The sequence below is a fragment of the Inquilinus sp. genome (assembly GCF_057815775.1).
The window spans coordinates 1-15,241 of record NZ_JBYRFX010000377.1 but is presented as its reverse complement, the minus strand read 5'-3'; the positions used below and the strand labels follow the sequence as shown (position 1 = coordinate 15,241).

15 protein-coding genes are annotated in these 15,241 nt (G+C 68.8%); 12 read left to right on the top strand and 3 right to left on the bottom strand.

From position 1 onward, the window contains the following. Together AC3XYG_RS13525 and ehuR are read right to left on the bottom strand one after the other, a co-directional pair. Nucleotides 1–336, bottom strand: a 336-nt coding sequence (locus tag AC3XYG_RS13525; RefSeq protein ID WP_489140360.1) for an ATP-binding cassette domain-containing protein, incomplete at its 3' end; no start/stop codon positions are given. Nucleotides 337–470: 134 nt separating this feature from the next. Continuing rightward, nucleotides 471–1,862 carry a MocR-like ectoine utilization transcription factor EhuR gene (ehuR, locus tag AC3XYG_RS13520; RefSeq protein WP_489140359.1) on the bottom strand — a complete coding sequence of 464 codons (1,392 nt, stop codon included), beginning with the start codon at nt 1,860–1,862 and terminating at the stop codon, nt 471–473. A gap of 66 nt (nt 1,863–1,928) precedes the next feature. Here ehuR and AC3XYG_RS13515 point away from each other — a divergent pair, with 66 nt between their 5' ends. The 4 genes from AC3XYG_RS13515 to AC3XYG_RS13500 all read left to right on the top strand — a co-directional run bounded on the left by AC3XYG_RS13515 (nt 1,929) and on the right by AC3XYG_RS13500 (nt 6,684). Further along, on the top strand, nt 1,929–2,429 hold the full coding sequence (locus tag AC3XYG_RS13515) for an Lrp/AsnC family transcriptional regulator (RefSeq protein ID WP_489140358.1): 501 nt from the start codon (nt 1,929–1,931) through the stop codon (nt 2,427–2,429). Nucleotides 2,430–2,659: 230 nt separating this feature from the next. Beyond that, complete coding sequence (locus AC3XYG_RS13510) at nt 2,660–4,153, top strand: NAD-dependent succinate-semialdehyde dehydrogenase (RefSeq protein WP_489140357.1); 1,494 nt, start codon at nt 2,660–2,662, stop codon at nt 4,151–4,153. 31 nt (nt 4,154–4,184) lie between these two features. After that, a complete protein-coding gene (locus tag AC3XYG_RS13505; protein ID WP_489140356.1) occupies nt 4,185–5,564 on the top strand; it encodes an aspartate aminotransferase family protein in 1,380 nt (459 codons plus the stop codon). Nucleotides 5,565–5,577: 13 nt separating this feature from the next. Next, the gene (locus AC3XYG_RS13500; RefSeq protein WP_489140355.1) at nt 5,578–6,684 is read left to right on the top strand and encodes an alcohol dehydrogenase family protein; all 1,107 of its coding nucleotides are present in this window, start codon (nt 5,578–5,580) and stop codon (nt 6,682–6,684) included. Nucleotides 6,685–6,714: 30 nt separating this feature from the next. Here the strand turns inward: AC3XYG_RS13500 and AC3XYG_RS13495 are convergent, their stop codons facing one another. Beyond that, nucleotides 6,715–7,293 (bottom strand): amino acid synthesis family protein, encoded by a 579-nt coding sequence (locus tag AC3XYG_RS13495; RefSeq protein WP_489140354.1) that lies wholly within the window; start codon nt 7,291–7,293, stop codon nt 6,715–6,717. Between the two features lie 173 nt (nt 7,294–7,466). On the opposite strand from AC3XYG_RS13495, the gene AC3XYG_RS13490 reads away from it, so the two are divergent. From AC3XYG_RS13490 to AC3XYG_RS13455, 8 genes are all read left to right on the top strand, one after another. After that, nucleotides 7,467–9,299 carry a helix-turn-helix domain-containing protein gene (locus AC3XYG_RS13490; RefSeq protein WP_489140353.1) on the top strand — a complete coding sequence of 611 codons (1,833 nt, stop codon included), beginning with the start codon at nt 7,467–7,469 and terminating at the stop codon, nt 9,297–9,299. A 115-nt stretch (nt 9,300–9,414) separates the two neighbouring features. Continuing rightward, complete coding sequence (locus AC3XYG_RS13485) at nt 9,415–10,404, top strand: flavin reductase (protein ID WP_489140352.1); 990 nt, start codon at nt 9,415–9,417, stop codon at nt 10,402–10,404. Nucleotides 10,405–10,450: 46 nt separating this feature from the next. Continuing rightward, on the top strand, nt 10,451–11,962 hold the full coding sequence (locus tag AC3XYG_RS13480; RefSeq protein ID WP_489140351.1) for an aldehyde dehydrogenase: 1,512 nt from the start codon (nt 10,451–10,453) through the stop codon (nt 11,960–11,962). A 38-nt stretch (nt 11,963–12,000) separates the two neighbouring features. After that, nucleotides 12,001–13,089 (top strand): LLM class flavin-dependent oxidoreductase, encoded by a 1,089-nt coding sequence (locus AC3XYG_RS13475; protein ID WP_489140350.1) that lies wholly within the window; start codon nt 12,001–12,003, stop codon nt 13,087–13,089. Nucleotides 13,090–13,092: 3 nt separating this feature from the next. Beyond that, nucleotides 13,093–13,911 (top strand): alpha/beta fold hydrolase, encoded by an 819-nt coding sequence (locus AC3XYG_RS13470; protein ID WP_489140349.1) that lies wholly within the window; start codon nt 13,093–13,095, stop codon nt 13,909–13,911. Continuing rightward, complete coding sequence (locus AC3XYG_RS13465) at nt 13,904–14,293, top strand: carboxymuconolactone decarboxylase family protein (RefSeq protein ID WP_489140348.1); 390 nt, start codon at nt 13,904–13,906, stop codon at nt 14,291–14,293. The genes AC3XYG_RS13470 and AC3XYG_RS13465 overlap by 8 nt, the downstream gene beginning before the upstream one ends. Continuing rightward, the gene (locus AC3XYG_RS13460; RefSeq protein ID WP_489140347.1) at nt 14,290–14,604 is read left to right on the top strand and encodes an NIPSNAP family protein; all 315 of its coding nucleotides are present in this window, start codon (nt 14,290–14,292) and stop codon (nt 14,602–14,604) included. The genes AC3XYG_RS13465 and AC3XYG_RS13460 overlap by 4 nt, the downstream gene beginning before the upstream one ends. A 166-nt stretch (nt 14,605–14,770) precedes the next feature. Further along, on the top strand, nt 14,771–15,241 hold a 471-nt coding region (locus AC3XYG_RS13455), incomplete at its 3' end, for an ATP-binding cassette domain-containing protein (RefSeq protein WP_489140346.1).

Sequence of the window (15,241 nt, the reverse complement as noted above, 5' to 3'; positions counted from 1 at the left end):
GCATTTGTGCGGGAACAGGTTGAACAGCTGGAACACCATGCCGATCTTGGCGCGCATCTTGTGCAGATGGCGCTCATCGGCTGTCACCAGCCCGCCCTTCCCAGGCATGTGGAACAGCTGTTCGCCCTCGATGCGGATATGGCCGCCGTTGATCTCCTCCAGCGTCATCAGGATGCGCAGGATGGTGGTCTTGCCGGAGCCGGACGGGCCGATCAGCGCCAGCTTCTCACCAGGCTTCACGGTGAAGGACAGGTCGTTCAGCACGGTCAGCGGGCCGAAGCGCTTGGTCACGCCTTCGACGCTGATGCATGGATCGGATGCTTTGAGATCTGGCAAGTCGCTCTCCCTGTTGCGGCGACGGCCTCGAGTTGCCGTCACGATGGGAGGGAGACAAAATCATGTCAAATGGAAAAACAAATCAGTACAATTTTGCATTCGTGATGATTTGTTAGGCACGGCCATGCCTGTTTCTACATCGCGAGAAGCACCGGCTCCGGTTCGCCCTGCATCAGGTTGACCACGATCTTGAGGCCGTCACGCAGCTGTTCCGGCGTGGTCGAGCCGACCGAGATGCGCACCGCCGGCCGGGTCGGCCGGCCGTCGATGGCGAAGGACGCACCGGGCGCGATGGCCACGCCCTGCAGCCGTGCATGCGACACGAACTCCTCCTCCGACCGGCCCTCGCCCAGGGGCAGCCAGACATGCAGCCCTTCCGGATGCGCCCGGTGGGGGATGCCGGCCAGCAGTTCCGCCGCGATCGCCTGGCGGCCGCGGATCGCCGTGTTCTGCCAGCGCACCAGCTCCGCCGCCGTGCCGGTCTCGACCCAGCGGGCGGCCAGTTCGGCGACCAGTCCCGTCGCCATCCAGCTGGTCACCAGGCTGCGGTTGGCGACGGCCGGGCACAGCCGGTCGGGCACGACGAGATAGCCGGCCCGCAGCCCCGGCATCACGCATTTGGTGAAGGTGGTGACGTACAGCGTCCGCTCCGGCGCCAGGGCCGCCAGGGGCGGCAGGCGTTCGCTCAGCAGTGGCGCCAGCACGTCGTTTTCGATGATCTGCAGCCCGTGGCGCCGCGCCACCGCGACGATCTCCGCCCGCCGCGCCGCGCCCATCAGGCTGGCGGTGGCATTGATCGGGTTCGGCATGACGAACAGGGCACGGACATCGCCCTCGCGGCAGGCCTCGTCCAGCGCGTCCGGGATCACGCCCTCCGGGTCGATCGCCAGGCCTTGCAGCCGCAGGCCGAGATACGCGGCCAGCGGCACCAGCGTGTGATGGCCCACCGCCTCGGTCACCACGGTCGATCCCGGCGGCGCCGCGGCCATCAGGGCAATGGTCATGCCCGAGGTGGCACCGTTGGTCAGGTGGATGGTGCCGGGCGTGGCCTCCACCCCGCAATGGTCGCGCAGCCAGTCCTGGCCCACCCGGCGGTGCCGGGCGAACAGCATGTTCGGCCGGAAGGACAGCACGGCGGAGGGCGGCAGCGTGTCGGCCAGATCGTGCAGCGCCGCCTTCATCGCCTCGATATGCCTGGTCTCGCACACCACCGGCTTCAGGATCGACAGGTCGATCACCTCGCTCAGCCGCTCCGGGATATAGGGCGGCGCCGGCTCACGCTGCGGCGGCCGGATGAAGGTGCCGCGCCCGGTCTCGCCGGAGATCAGGCCGCGGCGGATCAAGTCTTCATAGGCGCGACTGACGGTCTGCACCGACAGGTCCAGCGTCTCCGCCATCTGCCGGTGCGTCGCCAGCCTTTCGCCCGGCTGCAGCCGCCCGTCGGCGATGGCGCGCGCGATCTGGTCGGCCAGGGACAGATAGGCGGGCCGGCGCAGGGTGTCGGGATCGGGTTGCCAGATTGTCATGATTGGACTGTGGTCCAGGATCAGTTCAATTGACAACCGGAATCCCGACCCGGCATGGTCTCCGCCATGTCTTCCGTGAAGCTCGACCCGATCGATTTGCGCATCCTCGCCGAGATCCAGCGCGACGGTCGCATCACCAAACTCGCCCTCGCCGAGCGGGTCGGGCTGTCGCCGACGCCGTGCTGGACCCGGCTGCACCGGCTGCAGCAGGAGGGCATCATCACCGGCTACCACGCCCGCATCGCGCTGCGCCGGATTGCGCCCTTCGCCATGGTGTTCGTCGAGATCACGCTGGGCGCCCACCGCCAAGCCGATTTCGACCGGTTCGAGCGCGCGGTGAAGGCGGTGCCGGAGGTGGTCGGCTGCTGGTCGCTGGGCGGCGGCATCGACTATCTCCTGAAGATCGTCGCCCGCGACATCGACGGCTACCAGCGGTTGATCGACCGGCTGCTGGAAAGCGAGATCGGCATCGACCGCTATTTCACCTACATCGTCACCCGCACCGTGAAGGACGATGTCGCCGTGCCGATCGAGGTGCTGGCGGGGGCGGACGGCACCACTTCCTGATTCTTGAATTCTGTCATGCCCGGACTTGATCCGGGCATCCAGAGGCTGTCGACATCTTCTGGATTGCCGGGTCAAGCCCGGCAATGACAGTTTAAGAAGGGCACCGGAGAAAATCTCCACCATCCAACCCCTTTTGAGAGACATCGTCTCCCTCCAACCCCGCAAACAGCCTCCTTCTCCCCGGCTCCGCCCCTACCCTGGCGGCCTCGCCCTTGACGGAGGCTCAGCCAATGACCGCCCTCGCCACCCGGCCCAGCCAGCATGAGGCGCTGGGCCGCCTGACCGACCGCCGGCTGCTGCGCGAGCCGGCCTATGTCGACGGCCGCTGGACCGCGGCCCCGAGCGGCGCCGTGTTCGAGGTCAACGATCCCGCGACCGGCATCGCCGTCGCCCGGGTGGCCCGGCTGGGTGCGGCGGAGACGGACCGTGCCATCGCCGCCGCCCAGGCCGCCTTCCCCGCCTGGCGGGCGCTGCTGCCGCAGGAGCGTTCCGCCCGGCTGCGCAACTGGTTCGATCGCATCCTGGCAGCGAAGGAAGATCTGGCCCTGCTGATGACGCTGGAGCAGGGCAAGCCGCTGGCGGAATCGCGCGGCGAGATCGATTACGGCGCCGGCTTCGTCGAGTGGTATGCCGAGGAGGCGAAGCGCCTGAACGTCGAATCCGTCACCAGCCACCTCGCGGGCGCCGAGATGATGGTGCGGCGCGAGCCGCTGGGCGTGGTCGGCGTCGCCACCCCCTGGAACTTCCCCTGCGCCATGCTGACCCGCAAGGCCGCGGCCGCCCTGGCCGCCGGCTGCACCGTGGTGGCGCACCCATCGTCGCAGACGCCGCTGTCCGCCCTGGCCCTGGCTGAGCTGGCAGAGCGGGCGGGCATTCCGGCCGGCGTGTTCAACGTCGTCACCGGCGACCCGGAGCCGATCGTCGGCCGCCTGTGCGCCGACAAGCGGGTGCGGGCGGTGAGCTTCACCGGGTCGACCGAGATCGGCCGGCTGATCGCCGAACGCTGCGCCCCGACGATCAAGCGGCTGCAGCTGGAGCTGGGCGGCCACGCGCCGCTGATCGTCTTCGCCGATGCCGATCTCGAGCGTGCCGTGTCGATCGCGGTCGATGCGAAATTCGCCACCTCCGGCCAGGATTGCCTGGCCGCCAACCGGATCTATGTCGAGCGGCCGATCTATGCCGCCTTCTGCCAGGCCTTCGCCGCACGGGTGGGCACGCTCAAGGTCGGCAACGGCCTCGACCCTGAGACCGAGATCGGGCCGCTGATGCATGACCGGGCCGTGGCCAAGGCGGCGTCCCAGGTGCAGGACGCCGTGGCGCAGGGCGCCCGCTGCCTGACCGGCGGCGGTGTCCATGCCGCCGGCCCGCTGTTCTTCGCCCCGACCGTGCTGGCCGACGTGCCGGATGGCGCCGCGATCATGCGCGAGGAGACCTTTGCCCCGGTCGCTGCCGTCGTGCCGTTCGACAGCGAGGACGAGGTCGTCGCCCGCGCCAACGACACCGAATACGGCCTGGTCGCCTATGCCGTCACCCGCGATGGCGCCCGCATGCTGCGGCTGGGCCGGGCGCTGGACTACGGCATGGTCGCGATCAACCGGGTGAAGATCACCGGCGCCCCGATCCCGTTCGGCGGCACCAAGCAGTCCGGTCTCGGCCGCGAAGGCTCGCGCCACGGCATCGAGGCCTTCACCGAGCTCAAATACCTCTGCCTCGACGCGGCGTAAGCGCCCGCCCCTTTTACCAAGGAGACTTCCGATGGCCCTTCGCGGCAACGAACTCGACGCCTGGGATCGCGATCATTTCTTCCATCCCTCGACCCATATGGCGGCCCATGCCCGGGGCGAGACGCCGAACCGGATCATCACCGGCGGCGAAGGCGTCTACATCACCGACCGCGACGGCAAGCGCAGCCTGGATGCCTTCGCCGGCCTGTACTGCGTCAATGTCGGCTACGGCCGGCGTGAGATCGCCGACGCGATCGCCGAGCAGGCGCAGAAGCTGGCCTATTACCACGCCTATGTCGGCCATGGCAGCGAGCCGTCGATCAAGCTGGCCAAGATGATCATCGACCGGGCGCCTGCCGGCATGTCGCGGGTGTTCTTCGGCCTGTCCGGCTCCGACGCCAACGAGACCAACATCAAGCTAGTCTGGTACGTCAACAACGTGCTGGGGCGGCCGGAGAAGAAGAAGATCATCTCGCGCTGGCGCGGCTATCACGGCTCCGGCCTGATGACCGGCAGCCTGACCGGGCTGGAGGTGTTCCACAAGGCCTTCGACCTGCCGCTGACCCAGGTGCGGCACACCGAAGCCCCCTACTACTACGGCCGCCAGGACCGGTCGCTGAGCGAGGATCAGTTCTCGCAACATTGCGCCGACAAGCTTGAGGAAATGATCCTGGCTGAGGGGCCGGAGACGGTGGCCGCCTTCATCGGCGAGCCGATCCTCGGCACCGGCGGGCTGGTGCCGCCGCCGGCCGGTTATTGGGAGAAGATCCAGGCGGTCCTGGCCAAATACGACGTGCTGCTGATTGCCGACGAGGTCATCACCGGTTTCGGCCGCCTCGGCTCGATGTTCGGGTCGGACCATTACGGCATCAAGCCGGACCTGATCACCATCGCCAAGGGCCTGACCTCGGCCTACGCCCCGCTGTCCGGCGTGATCGTGTCGGAGAAGGTCTGGAAGATCCTGGAGAAGGGCTCCGACTCGCTCGGCGCCATCGGCCATGGCTGGACCTATTCCTCGCATCCGCTGTGCACCGCCGCCGCGGTCGCCAACCTGGAGCTGGTTGACAGCCTGGGCCTGGTCGAGAACGCACGGGAGACCGGTGCCTATTTCCGGCAGTCCCTTGCGGATGCCCTGGCCGGCCAGCGCATTGTCGGCGATATCCGCGGCGAAGGCCTCGCGGCGGCGGTGGAATTCTCCGCCGACAAGGACGACCGGGTGTCGTTCGAGCCGGCGCTGAAGATCGGCCCGCGGGTCTATGCGGCGACGCTGGCCCGCGGCGTCATCACCCGGGCCATGCCCCAGGGCGACATCCTGGGCCTCGCCCCGCCGCTGTGCCTGACCCGCGACGAAGCCGACATCGTGGTCAAGGCCGTGGCCGGCGCGGTCGAGGCGGTGTCCAAAGAGCTGTGAACGGGAGGGATCCATGACCACCGAAACCATCCCCGCCACCATGCATGCCGTGGTCCTGACCGGCCATGGCGGGCCGGACAGGCTGGTCCATCGCGCCGACGTGCCGGTGCCGAAGCCGGCGGAAGGCGAGGTGCTGATCGAGGTCTCGGCCTGCGGCATGAACAACACCGATGTCTGGGTCCGCGAAGGCGCCTATGGCACCGAAGCGGATCCGGCCGCAGTGTCCAGCTGGCGCGGCCGCGGCGAGCGATCGACCCTGACCTTCCCGCGGATCCAGGGCACCGACGCGGTCGGCCGCATCGCCGCGGTCGGCCCGGGCGTCCCCGCCGGGCGGGTCGGCGAGCGGGTGATGGTCGATTTCAGCATCTACAACCGCGACGACGACAGCCTGGCCGACATCGACTACATCGGCCATGGCCGCGACGGCGGCTATGCCGACTACATGACCGTGCCGGCCGACCACGCCCATCGCGTCGACACTGGGATGACCGATGTCGAACTGGCCACCTTCTGCTGCGCCTACCTGACCGGCGAACACATGCTGGATCGGGCCCGGGTGGCGGCGGGCGAACGGGTTCTGGTGACCGGCGCCTCCGGCGGCGTCGGCTCCGGCATCGTCCAGCTCTGCCGGGCCCGCGGCGCCATCCCCTATGCCGTGGTCGGGCGCGGCAAGGAGGATGCAGTGCTGGCGATCGGCGCCGAGGCGGTGATCACCCGCGAGTCCGGCGACCTGGTCTCGGCGGTGGAGCACGCCACCAAGGGGTGGCCGATCGACGTCGTCGCCGACCTGGTCGGCGGTGCCATGTTCAACGACCTGCTGCGCATCCTGCGGCCGGAGGGGCGCTACACCACCGCCGGCGCCATCGCCGGGCCGGTGGTGCAGCTGGATTTGCGGACGATGTATCTGAAGCATCTCGAGCTGCACGGCTCGTCCCAGGGCACGCGTGGCGCGTTCCGGCGGCTGGTGCGGTATATCGAGGACGGCAAGCTCAAGCCCCTGGTCGGTGGCGTCTACCGCCTGTCCGACTTCCACCGCGCCCAGGCCGATTTCATGGCCAAGGGCTTCGTCGGCAAGCTGGTGGTGGTGCCGGACATCCGCTGGGCAGGCGCCTGGCGATAGCGATTGCCGGCCCCTGCCCCTTCGGCCCGGTCAGGCCAGACCCATTTCCTTCATGTCCTGGAAGCGGTCGGCGATGCGCGGGTGCAGCCGGCCGCCATCGGCGGCGCCGATCGCCACCAGCACCTCATCGGCGCCGGGCGCATCGGTGATGGTGATGTCGGCGGTGATGAAATGCGACCGGGCGCCGGTGATCGATTTGTGCGTCATCGGCACGGTCACGGAAATGCCGGCCGGCCCGCGGGTGTTGCTGAAGTTCAGGTAGGTGGTGCCGCCGACGGCGTCGCGGAACACATTGCCGAAGCGCAGCGTGTGGATCAGGGCCGAGGCGTGCTCGACCTCTCCGTTCAGCCCGACCACCGCGGCCTTGCCATAGGCCTCGATCCGGTCGGCCGGGATCAGCTCGAGCAGCCGCCCGACCAGGGCATCGGCCAGCGGCGGCGCCAGCGCCAGCACCTCCGGCCGCAGGTCCTCGACGAAGCCGCGACCGGCCCAGGGGTTGCGCAGCACGGCAGCGACCACGGCCATCGTCACCGGCCGGGCGCCGGCCTTGCCGCCCTCGATGAAGGTCTGTTCGACATGGGCGGCGATCTTGCGGATCTCGAGCGTCATGGCTTGGTCTCGTGTGGCTGTGGGGATCTGCCGGTGTGGCGCGACCGGACGGTAGGCAGCGGCTTTCGGAACGTCTTCCTACGAACCGGAGGAAAGGTCCGCTGAAATCCCCACCATCAGGGGGTAGAGTGCGGGTGCAGCCCCGCGCGAGACTTGCCACACCGGCCCCTGACATGAGCCACCTGCCCTTGGACCACCGATCGCTGCTGCGTGCGCTTCGCGATGCCGCGAGCCTGATCAACTCGAGCGGCGATCTCGGCACGATGCTGCACCACCTGATCTATTCCGCCTGCCATCACGCGATGTGGTCGATGGGTGCGGTGATGTGCATCGATCAGGAGAACGGCTACGGCCATGTCGTGGCCCGCCACGATCCGACGCTGATCGCCAATGTGCTGGAGAACCGCTGGGCCCTGGCCACCAGCCCGTCGCTGATCGCCCTGACCCGCAATGAGCCGGTGGTAATCGCCGACGCCTTCGCGTCCGAGGAATTCCCGGCCTATCGGCTGGAGGCGCATCAGCGCGGCTACCGCACCGTCGTCGTGCTGCCGATGGGCTGCCGCGACGCCGAGGGCCGCGCCATGGTGCTGACCGTGCAGTCCCGCAGCGTGGTCGAGGTGACGGAAGACGACCTCGCCTTCCTCGGCACCATCGTCCATCTCGGCGCCATCGCCGTCGACAAGGCGCACCGGCTGCGGGCCGAGCATCTCTCGGGCGAGCGGCTGCAGAGCGTGCTGGCGGTCAACGCATCGCTGATGGAACAGGTGCTGGCCGACGGGTCGGTCGCCTCGGCCGCGGCGATGATCGGCGAGGTGTTCCCCAACCCGATCGCGGTGATCGACCTGACCGCCAACCTGATCGTCGCCGGCCGGTCGCCGCGGCCCGAGACGCTGGACGACGAGGCCTGGCAGCTTGCCGCCCGCACCACGCTCAGCCGGGCGCTGGTGAAGGCGGCCCGGGCGGCGGTGGACATGCCGCGCGAGGAGGCCTGGGACCTGCTGCTCGACCACGGCGCCGGGCGGTTCAAGGTGGCGGCGCTGATCGAGCCGCTGATCATCGACCGCGAGGCGGTGGGCGCCCTGATGGTGTTCCCGCGATCGACCGATTTCGGCGATCTCGATCACCTGCTGCTCGACAGCGCCAAATTCGCGCTCAGCGTCCAGATGATGCGCAGCTTCATCCGCTTCCGCGCGGAATCGCAGACCCTGACCGACCTGTTCTCCGAGATCGTCGAGGAGCGCTGGCGCGACGCCGCCGACATCTCGGCACGGGCGCTACGGCTGGGCTTCGACCTGGCGGTGCCGGCACGGCTGATCGCCATCGGCCTGCCCACGGGCAGCCGGACCGGGACCACGGCGGGGATCGAGCTGCATCGCTCGATGACCCGCATCGCCCAGGAGCAACACCCGCAGTCCAGCGCCGTCGCCTTCGACGATCTGATCGTCTGCCGCCTGCCCACCGATCGCCAATCCACCGATGGCGGCGACGGCGAGGAGGCGGCGCGCAAGCTGATGCGCCGGATCGTCGAGGAGGCGAAGCGGATCCTGGACGAGATCCCGATCGTCGTGGTCAGCAAGGTCTGCGGCGGCCTGGCCGACTATCCCGCCGCCTGGGAGCAGTGCCGGCGCATGATCCTGCTGGCGCGCCGGTTCAAGCGCCGCGGCCTGCTGACCGCCCAGGATTTCGGCCCCTTCCCGGTGCTGCTGTCGGCGGCCGACACCGATGAGGTGAAAAGCTTCGTCGACGGCGCGATCGGCGCCGTGGCGCGGCACGACCGGAAGCACGGCACGGCCTATATCGAGACGCTGGCCCAGTTCCTGGACCAGGGCTGCCGCACCCAGGCCTGTGCCGATGCGATGGGGCTGCACGTCACCACGCTGCGTTATCGCCTGACGCGGATGCACGATCTGTTCGGCATCGAGATCGACACGCCGGAGCGGCGGTTCTCGCTCGAACTCGCCATCCGCCTGAACAAGATGGTGCAGGAGCGCGGCCCGGCGGATTGAGACCAGCCGCTTGCTCCGGGGAATAGGAGCATTCCGCCACCGCTTCCTCCCGACTGACGGAAGATCGCCCCGTCCCCAGGCCATAGCCTTCCTCGAAATCGAGGAGGCTTCACGGATGTCAGTCCCAGCGGAAAACGGTCATAGCCCGATCGACGCGGTCGAGCTGCGTCGCGCCTTCGGGACCTTCGTGACCGGGGTGACGGTCATCACCACCTGGGATGCCGAGGGCCAGCCGCGCGGCATGACGGCAAATTCCTTCACCTCGGTGTCGCTCGACCCGCCGCTGCTGCTGGTCTGCGTCAGCCGCAACGCGTCGAGCTTCCCGGCCTTCAACGCCTCCCCCGCCTTCGCCGTCAATCTGCTGCATGAGGCGCAGACCGACGTGTCGTCGCTGTTCGCGTCCAAGTCGCCGGACAAGTTCGGCGCGGTGTCGCACGACACGATCCACACCGGCGCCCCGGTGCTGACCGACTGCATGACCTGGTTCGACTGCAGCGTGCACGACCGGGTCGAGGCCGGCGACCATGTCGTGCTGATCGGGCGGGTGCAGGCCTTCGGCACCAGCGCGTCGGCCCCGCTCGGCTTCTGCCGGGGCCGCTACGCCGCGGTCAAGAATCCGCTGCCGGCCGACTGGTCGCCGTCGCACCGGATGGTGGTCGGCTACCTCATCGAGGATGACGGCCGCATCCTGCTGCGCGCCGATGGCCGCGGCGGCTGGGCCCTGCCGACGGCACGCCACCGCCGGGCCGACAATGTCGTCGACCTCGACGATTTCGGCACCCTGGCCCTGCGCGCCGACGCCACCTTCCTCTATTCGGTGTTCGACGTCGGCGTCAGCGACCCCGGCTACATCATCTATCGCGGCCGGATCGAGGGCAGCTTGCCCGCGGCGCTGCCCCCGGACCTCAGGTTCTTCGCGGCCGAGGACATCCCGTTCGACCTGATCCCGATCCGCGAGATCCGGTCGATGCTGCGACGTTATCTGCGCGAACGCAGCGCCGACCGCTTCGGCATCTACATCGACTCCGGCGATGGCGGCCGGGTGGCCATGATCGATGGCGACACCCGCCCCTGGCAGGCCAGCGACACAGCCGCGCAGCCGTAATCCCCCTTCCATCCTGCCCCCTTTCATCCAGACCGGCGAGATCGAGATGACCCAAACTGTGCAGACCATCGAAGGATCGCGGCTGGGCCTGTTCATCGGCGGCCGAACCGTCGCCCCGCAATCCGGCCGGTACCTGCCGAGCTGCGACCCGACCACCGGTGAGGCCTGGTACGAAGCCGCCGATGCCGGCGCCGAGGATGTCGATGCCGCCGTCCGGGCCGCCCAGGCCGCCTTCGTCGACCCGGCCTGGCGCCGCATGACCCAGACCGACCGCGGCCGGCTGGTGCGCCGGCTGGCGGAGCTGCTGCTGGAGCATGCCGACGACCTGGCGCGGATCGAGATGCGCGACAACGGCAAGCTGCTGCGAGAGATGCTGGCCCAGCTGCGCGCCATGCCCGACGCCTACCAGTATTTCGCCGGACTGGCCGACAAGCTGCAGGGCGACACCATTCCGGTGAACAAGCTGGATATGCTGAACATCACGCTGCGCGAGCCGATCGGCGTGGTCGGCATGATCACGCCGTGGAATTCGCCGCTGATGCTGCTGACCGGCACGCTGGCGCCGTGCCTGGCCATCGGCAACACCGTGGTGATCAAGCCGTCGGAGCACACCTCGGCCTCCACCCTGGCCCTGGCCGAGATCATCATGGAAGCCGGCTTTCCGGCCGGCGTGGTCAATGTCGTGACCGGCAACGGCCACACCGCGGGCGAGGCGTTGACCCGGCATCCCGGCCTGGCCAAGATCGTGTTCACCGGCAGCACCGCGACCGGCCAGCGCATCGCCGCCAACGCCGCCGCCCAACTGGTGCCGTGCCAGATGGAGCTGGGGGGCAAGTCGCCGCATGTCGTGTTCGGCGATGTCGATCTCGACCGGGCCGTGAACGGCGTCGTCGCCGGCGTGTTCGCCGCGGCGGGCCAGACCTGCATCGCCGGCTCGCGCTGCTTCGTCGAGGCCGGGGTCTACGACCGGTTCCTGGAGGCGCTGGTGGAGCGGACCCGCAAGATCCGCATCGGCCATCCCGAGCATGAGGATACCGAGATCGGCCCGCTGGCCCTGGCGGCGCAGCTGGACAAGGTCGAGACCTATGTCGGTACCGGCGTGGCCGATGGCGCCCGGCTGGCTGTCGGCGGCCGCCGGCCGCAGCGCGATGACCTGGCCCAAGGCTGGTACTACGAGCCGACGGTGCTGGCCGAGGCCCGCAACGACATGCGCTTCATGCGCGACGAGATCTTCGGCCCGGTGGTCGGCGTCACGCCGTTCCACGACGAGGACGAGCTGATCGGCCTGGCCAACGACACCCGCTACGGCCTGGCCGCCGGCATCTGGACCCAGAACATCGACCGCGCCCTGCGCTTTGCCCGCAACGTCGATGCCGGGACGGTGTGGATCAACACCTACCGCTCCGCCGCCTACATGTCGCCGAATGGCGGCTTCAAGGAAAGCGGCTACGGCCGCCGCGGCGGCTTCGAGGTGATGCGGGAGTTCTCGCGCCTGAAGAACGTCGTCATCGACCATTCCGGCGCGACCCAGGACCCGTTCGTCATCCGCCTGCGCTGACCGGCGCCAACAGTTTCCGACATGGGGAGAGCGACCCGATGAAATTCGCCGTTTCGATCAATATGGAGCGCTTCAGCCCAGCGCGGGACATGCAGACCGTCATGGCCGAGACGCTGGAGCTGGTGAAGATGGCCGATGCCGGCGGGTTCGAGACCGTGTGGACGGCCGAGCACCACACCATCGAATGCACCATCGCGCCGAACCCGTTCACCACGCTGGCCTGGTACGGCCACCACACCGACCAGATCCGACTGGGCACGGCCACCCTGGTCGCGCCCTACTGGGACCCGATCCGCCTGGCCGGCGAGGCGGCGCTGTGCGACCAGCTGACCGGCGGCCGGCTGGAATTCGGCATCGCCCGCGGCTCGTACCAGTACGAGTTCGACCGCATGGCCGGCGGCATGATCCAGCAGGAGGGCGTGGCCTACCTCAAGGAGATCGTGCCGGCGGTGAAGGCGCTGTGGGCCGGCGACTATGCCCATGAGGGCAAGTACTGGAAGTTCCCGCTGGCGACGTCGGTGCCGAAGCCGCTGCAGAAGGGCCATCCGCCGATCTGGGTCGCCGCCCGAGACCCCGGCACCTTCGACTGGGCGATCGGCATCGGCGCCAACATCCTGTCGACGCCGCTGTCCGCGCCGGCGGCGGAGATCGCGGTGCTGGGCGACAAGTTCGCCAAGGCCGTCGCCGACCATCCGGAGGTGCCGCGGCCGCGCTTCATGATGCAGCGCCGGACCTGCGTCTATGACCGGCCGGAGGACTGGGAGGTGCCGGTCCGCCACAGCGTCGATTACGGCCGCTATTTCGAGAACCTGTTCCAGAATGTCGGCACCGTGACCAACGGCTTCCCCGAGGCGGTGCCGTTCGAGGTCGTGGCCAACCGGTCGAACTACAATCCGGAAAGCGTGCGCGAGAACCTGATGTTCGGCACGCCGGACGAGGTGATCGAGAAGCTGCTGCCCTATGAGGCGGCCGGCGTCGACCAGTACTGCCTGGGCCTGTCCTTCAACCTGCCCTTCGAGCTGCAGAAGAAGACCCTGGCGCTGTTCAGCCGCGAAGTCATGCCGGTCTTCGCCGAACGGGCGCGGTCGCGCGCGGCGGATGCGGCCAAGCTGGCCATGGCGGGCTGAGGGATGCCCGGCTTGCAGCGGCTGGAAGCGTGGGGCGTGGCGCTGAACTATCGGGTCGACGGCACCGGCCCCCGCGCCCTGGTCTGCGTCCATGGCGTGGGGTCGTATCTTGAGGCCTGGGACGGCGTCGTCGCCGCCCTGGCCGGCGAGTTCCGCATCCTGCGCTTCGACCTGCGTGGGCATGGGCTGTCGGAGCGGGTGACGGGGCGCTACGAGATCGATGATTTCGTCGGTGACCTCCTGGGGCTGGCGGATCGCGAGGGCTTCGGCCGCTTCGACCTCGCCGGCTTCTCGCTCGGCGGGCTGGTGGCCCAGCGCACCGCGCTGACCCATGGCGACCGAGTGCGGCGCCTGGTGCTGCTGAGCACTGTCGCCGGGCGGACCGAGGCCGAGCGCGAGCGGGTGCGCGACCGCCTGGCGGCGCTGGAGCGCGGCGAGGCCGGGTCGCATTACGACGCCTCGCTCGGGCGCTGGCTGACCGAAGCGTTCCAGGCGGCCCATCCGGAGCTGATCCACCGCCTGCGCGAACGCAACGCCGCCAATGATCCGGCCTGCTACGCCGCCGCCTACCGGGTGCTGGCCGAGACCGACCTCGGCAACGAGCTGCACCGCATCCGCCAGCCGACGCTGGTCGCGACCGGCGCTGACGACCAGGGGTCGAACCCACGGATGGCGCAGCTCATGCACGAGCGCATCGCCGGGTCGCGCTTGGCCATCCTGCCCGGCCTGCGGCACTCGATCCTGGTCGAGGCGCCGGACCTGGTCGCCGGGCTGATGCGTGACTTCCTGCTTCCCGTCGATGATGAGGCTTCCCATGGATGAACCGCTCCGGGCCCGCGGCGAAACCGTCCGCCGCACCGTGCTCGGCGATGCCTATGTCGACCGCGCCCTGGAGAATGCCGACGATTTCTCGCGGCCATTCCAGGATGTGCTGAACGAGTATTGCTGGGGCCAGTGCTGGACCAATGACGACCTGGACCTGCGCCAGCGCAGCCTGCTGAATCTCGGCATGCTCGCGGCGCTGGGCCGGATGCATGAATTCCAGGTGCATTTCCGCGGCGCCATCCGCAACGGGCTGAGCGACGCCGAGCTGCGGGCGGCGCTGATCCAGATCGCGGTCTATTGCGGCGTGCCGGCCGGCGTCGAATGCTTCCGCATCGCCAAGGCGGTCCGCACCGAGATGGCGGCGGAGGCGGCATCGTGATCGTCGAGGAACGGATCTACCGGGTGAAGGCCGGCAAGCTGTCCCGCTACCTGCAGCTGGTGCGCGAGGAGGGCCTGGCGATCCAGCAGCCGATCCTCGGCAACCTGATCGGCTATTTCCACACCGATATCGGTCCGCTGAACCAGATCGTGCATTTGTGGGGTTATGCCGATTTGAACGACCGGGCCGAACGACGCAACCGCCTGGCCGCCGACCCGGCCTGGCAGGCCTTCCTGCTGAAGCTGACCGAGACGCTGGACACGCTGGAGAACCGCATCCTCATCCCAACGGATTTCTCGCCCCTGCGATGAAGGGTGTGCCGTCGACGGCTTTGCTATTGTTCATAGGAGGTCCCGTGGGCCCCTTCCCCCGCAACGCCGGAAGACGCGAGGCCGGAAACCGGCCCCAATACCCTGGGGCCAAAGAAGGATGGCTGGCGCGGTGGCGACCGGACATCACACAGACAGGGTGGTGACAGTGACGGATCGAATTCGGGTCGAGCACCTGTACAAGGTCTTTTCCGACGCGCCCAAACCGGCCCTGCAACGGCTGGCCGCCGGCGCGACGAAGGAACAGGTCCTGGCGGAAACCGGGCAGGTCGTCGGCCTGAACGACGTATCGCTGTCGGTGCCGGCCGGGGCGATCTACATGATCATGGGGCTGTCCGGCTCCGGCAAATCCACCCTCGCCCGCTGCATCAACCGGCTGATCGAGCCGACCGCCGGCCGCATCCTGCTGGACGGCGACGACGTCGTCGCGGCCGACGCCGCGCATCTGCGTGACATCCGCCGCACCCGCGTGTCGATGGTGTTCCAGCACTTCGCCCTGCTGCCGAACAAGACCGTGTTCGAGAATGTCGAATTCGGCCTCAAGCTGCGCGGCATCTCCGCCCGCGAGCGGCGGAAGAAGGCGGAAGAGATCCTGGCCGTGGTCGGCCTGGCGCGCTGG

Excerpts from the sequence above, each read along its gene's own strand:
- ehuR (WP_489140359.1), bottom strand. The coding sequence starts at position 1,862 with ATGACAATCTGGCAACCCGATCCCGACACCCTGCGCCGGCCCGCCTAT.
- AC3XYG_RS13515 (WP_489140358.1), top strand. The coding sequence starts at position 1,929 with ATGTCTTCCGTGAAGCTCGACCCGATCGATTTGCGCATCCTCGCCGAG.
- AC3XYG_RS13510 (WP_489140357.1), top strand. The coding sequence starts at position 2,660 with ATGACCGCCCTCGCCACCCGGCCCAGCCAGCATGAGGCGCTGGGCCGC.
- AC3XYG_RS13505 (WP_489140356.1), top strand. The coding sequence starts at position 4,185 with ATGGCCCTTCGCGGCAACGAACTCGACGCCTGGGATCGCGATCATTTC.
- AC3XYG_RS13500 (WP_489140355.1), top strand. The coding sequence starts at position 5,578 with ATGACCACCGAAACCATCCCCGCCACCATGCATGCCGTGGTCCTGACC.
- AC3XYG_RS13495 (WP_489140354.1), bottom strand. The coding sequence starts at position 7,293 with ATGACGCTCGAGATCCGCAAGATCGCCGCCCATGTCGAACAGACCTTC.
- AC3XYG_RS13490 (WP_489140353.1), top strand. The coding sequence starts at position 7,467 with ATGAGCCACCTGCCCTTGGACCACCGATCGCTGCTGCGTGCGCTTCGC.
- AC3XYG_RS13485 (WP_489140352.1), top strand. The coding sequence starts at position 9,415 with ATGTCAGTCCCAGCGGAAAACGGTCATAGCCCGATCGACGCGGTCGAG.
- AC3XYG_RS13480 (WP_489140351.1), top strand. The coding sequence starts at position 10,451 with ATGACCCAAACTGTGCAGACCATCGAAGGATCGCGGCTGGGCCTGTTC.
- AC3XYG_RS13475 (WP_489140350.1), top strand. The coding sequence starts at position 12,001 with ATGAAATTCGCCGTTTCGATCAATATGGAGCGCTTCAGCCCAGCGCGG.
- AC3XYG_RS13470 (WP_489140349.1), top strand. The coding sequence starts at position 13,093 with ATGCCCGGCTTGCAGCGGCTGGAAGCGTGGGGCGTGGCGCTGAACTAT.
- AC3XYG_RS13465 (WP_489140348.1), top strand. The coding sequence starts at position 13,904 with ATGGATGAACCGCTCCGGGCCCGCGGCGAAACCGTCCGCCGCACCGTG.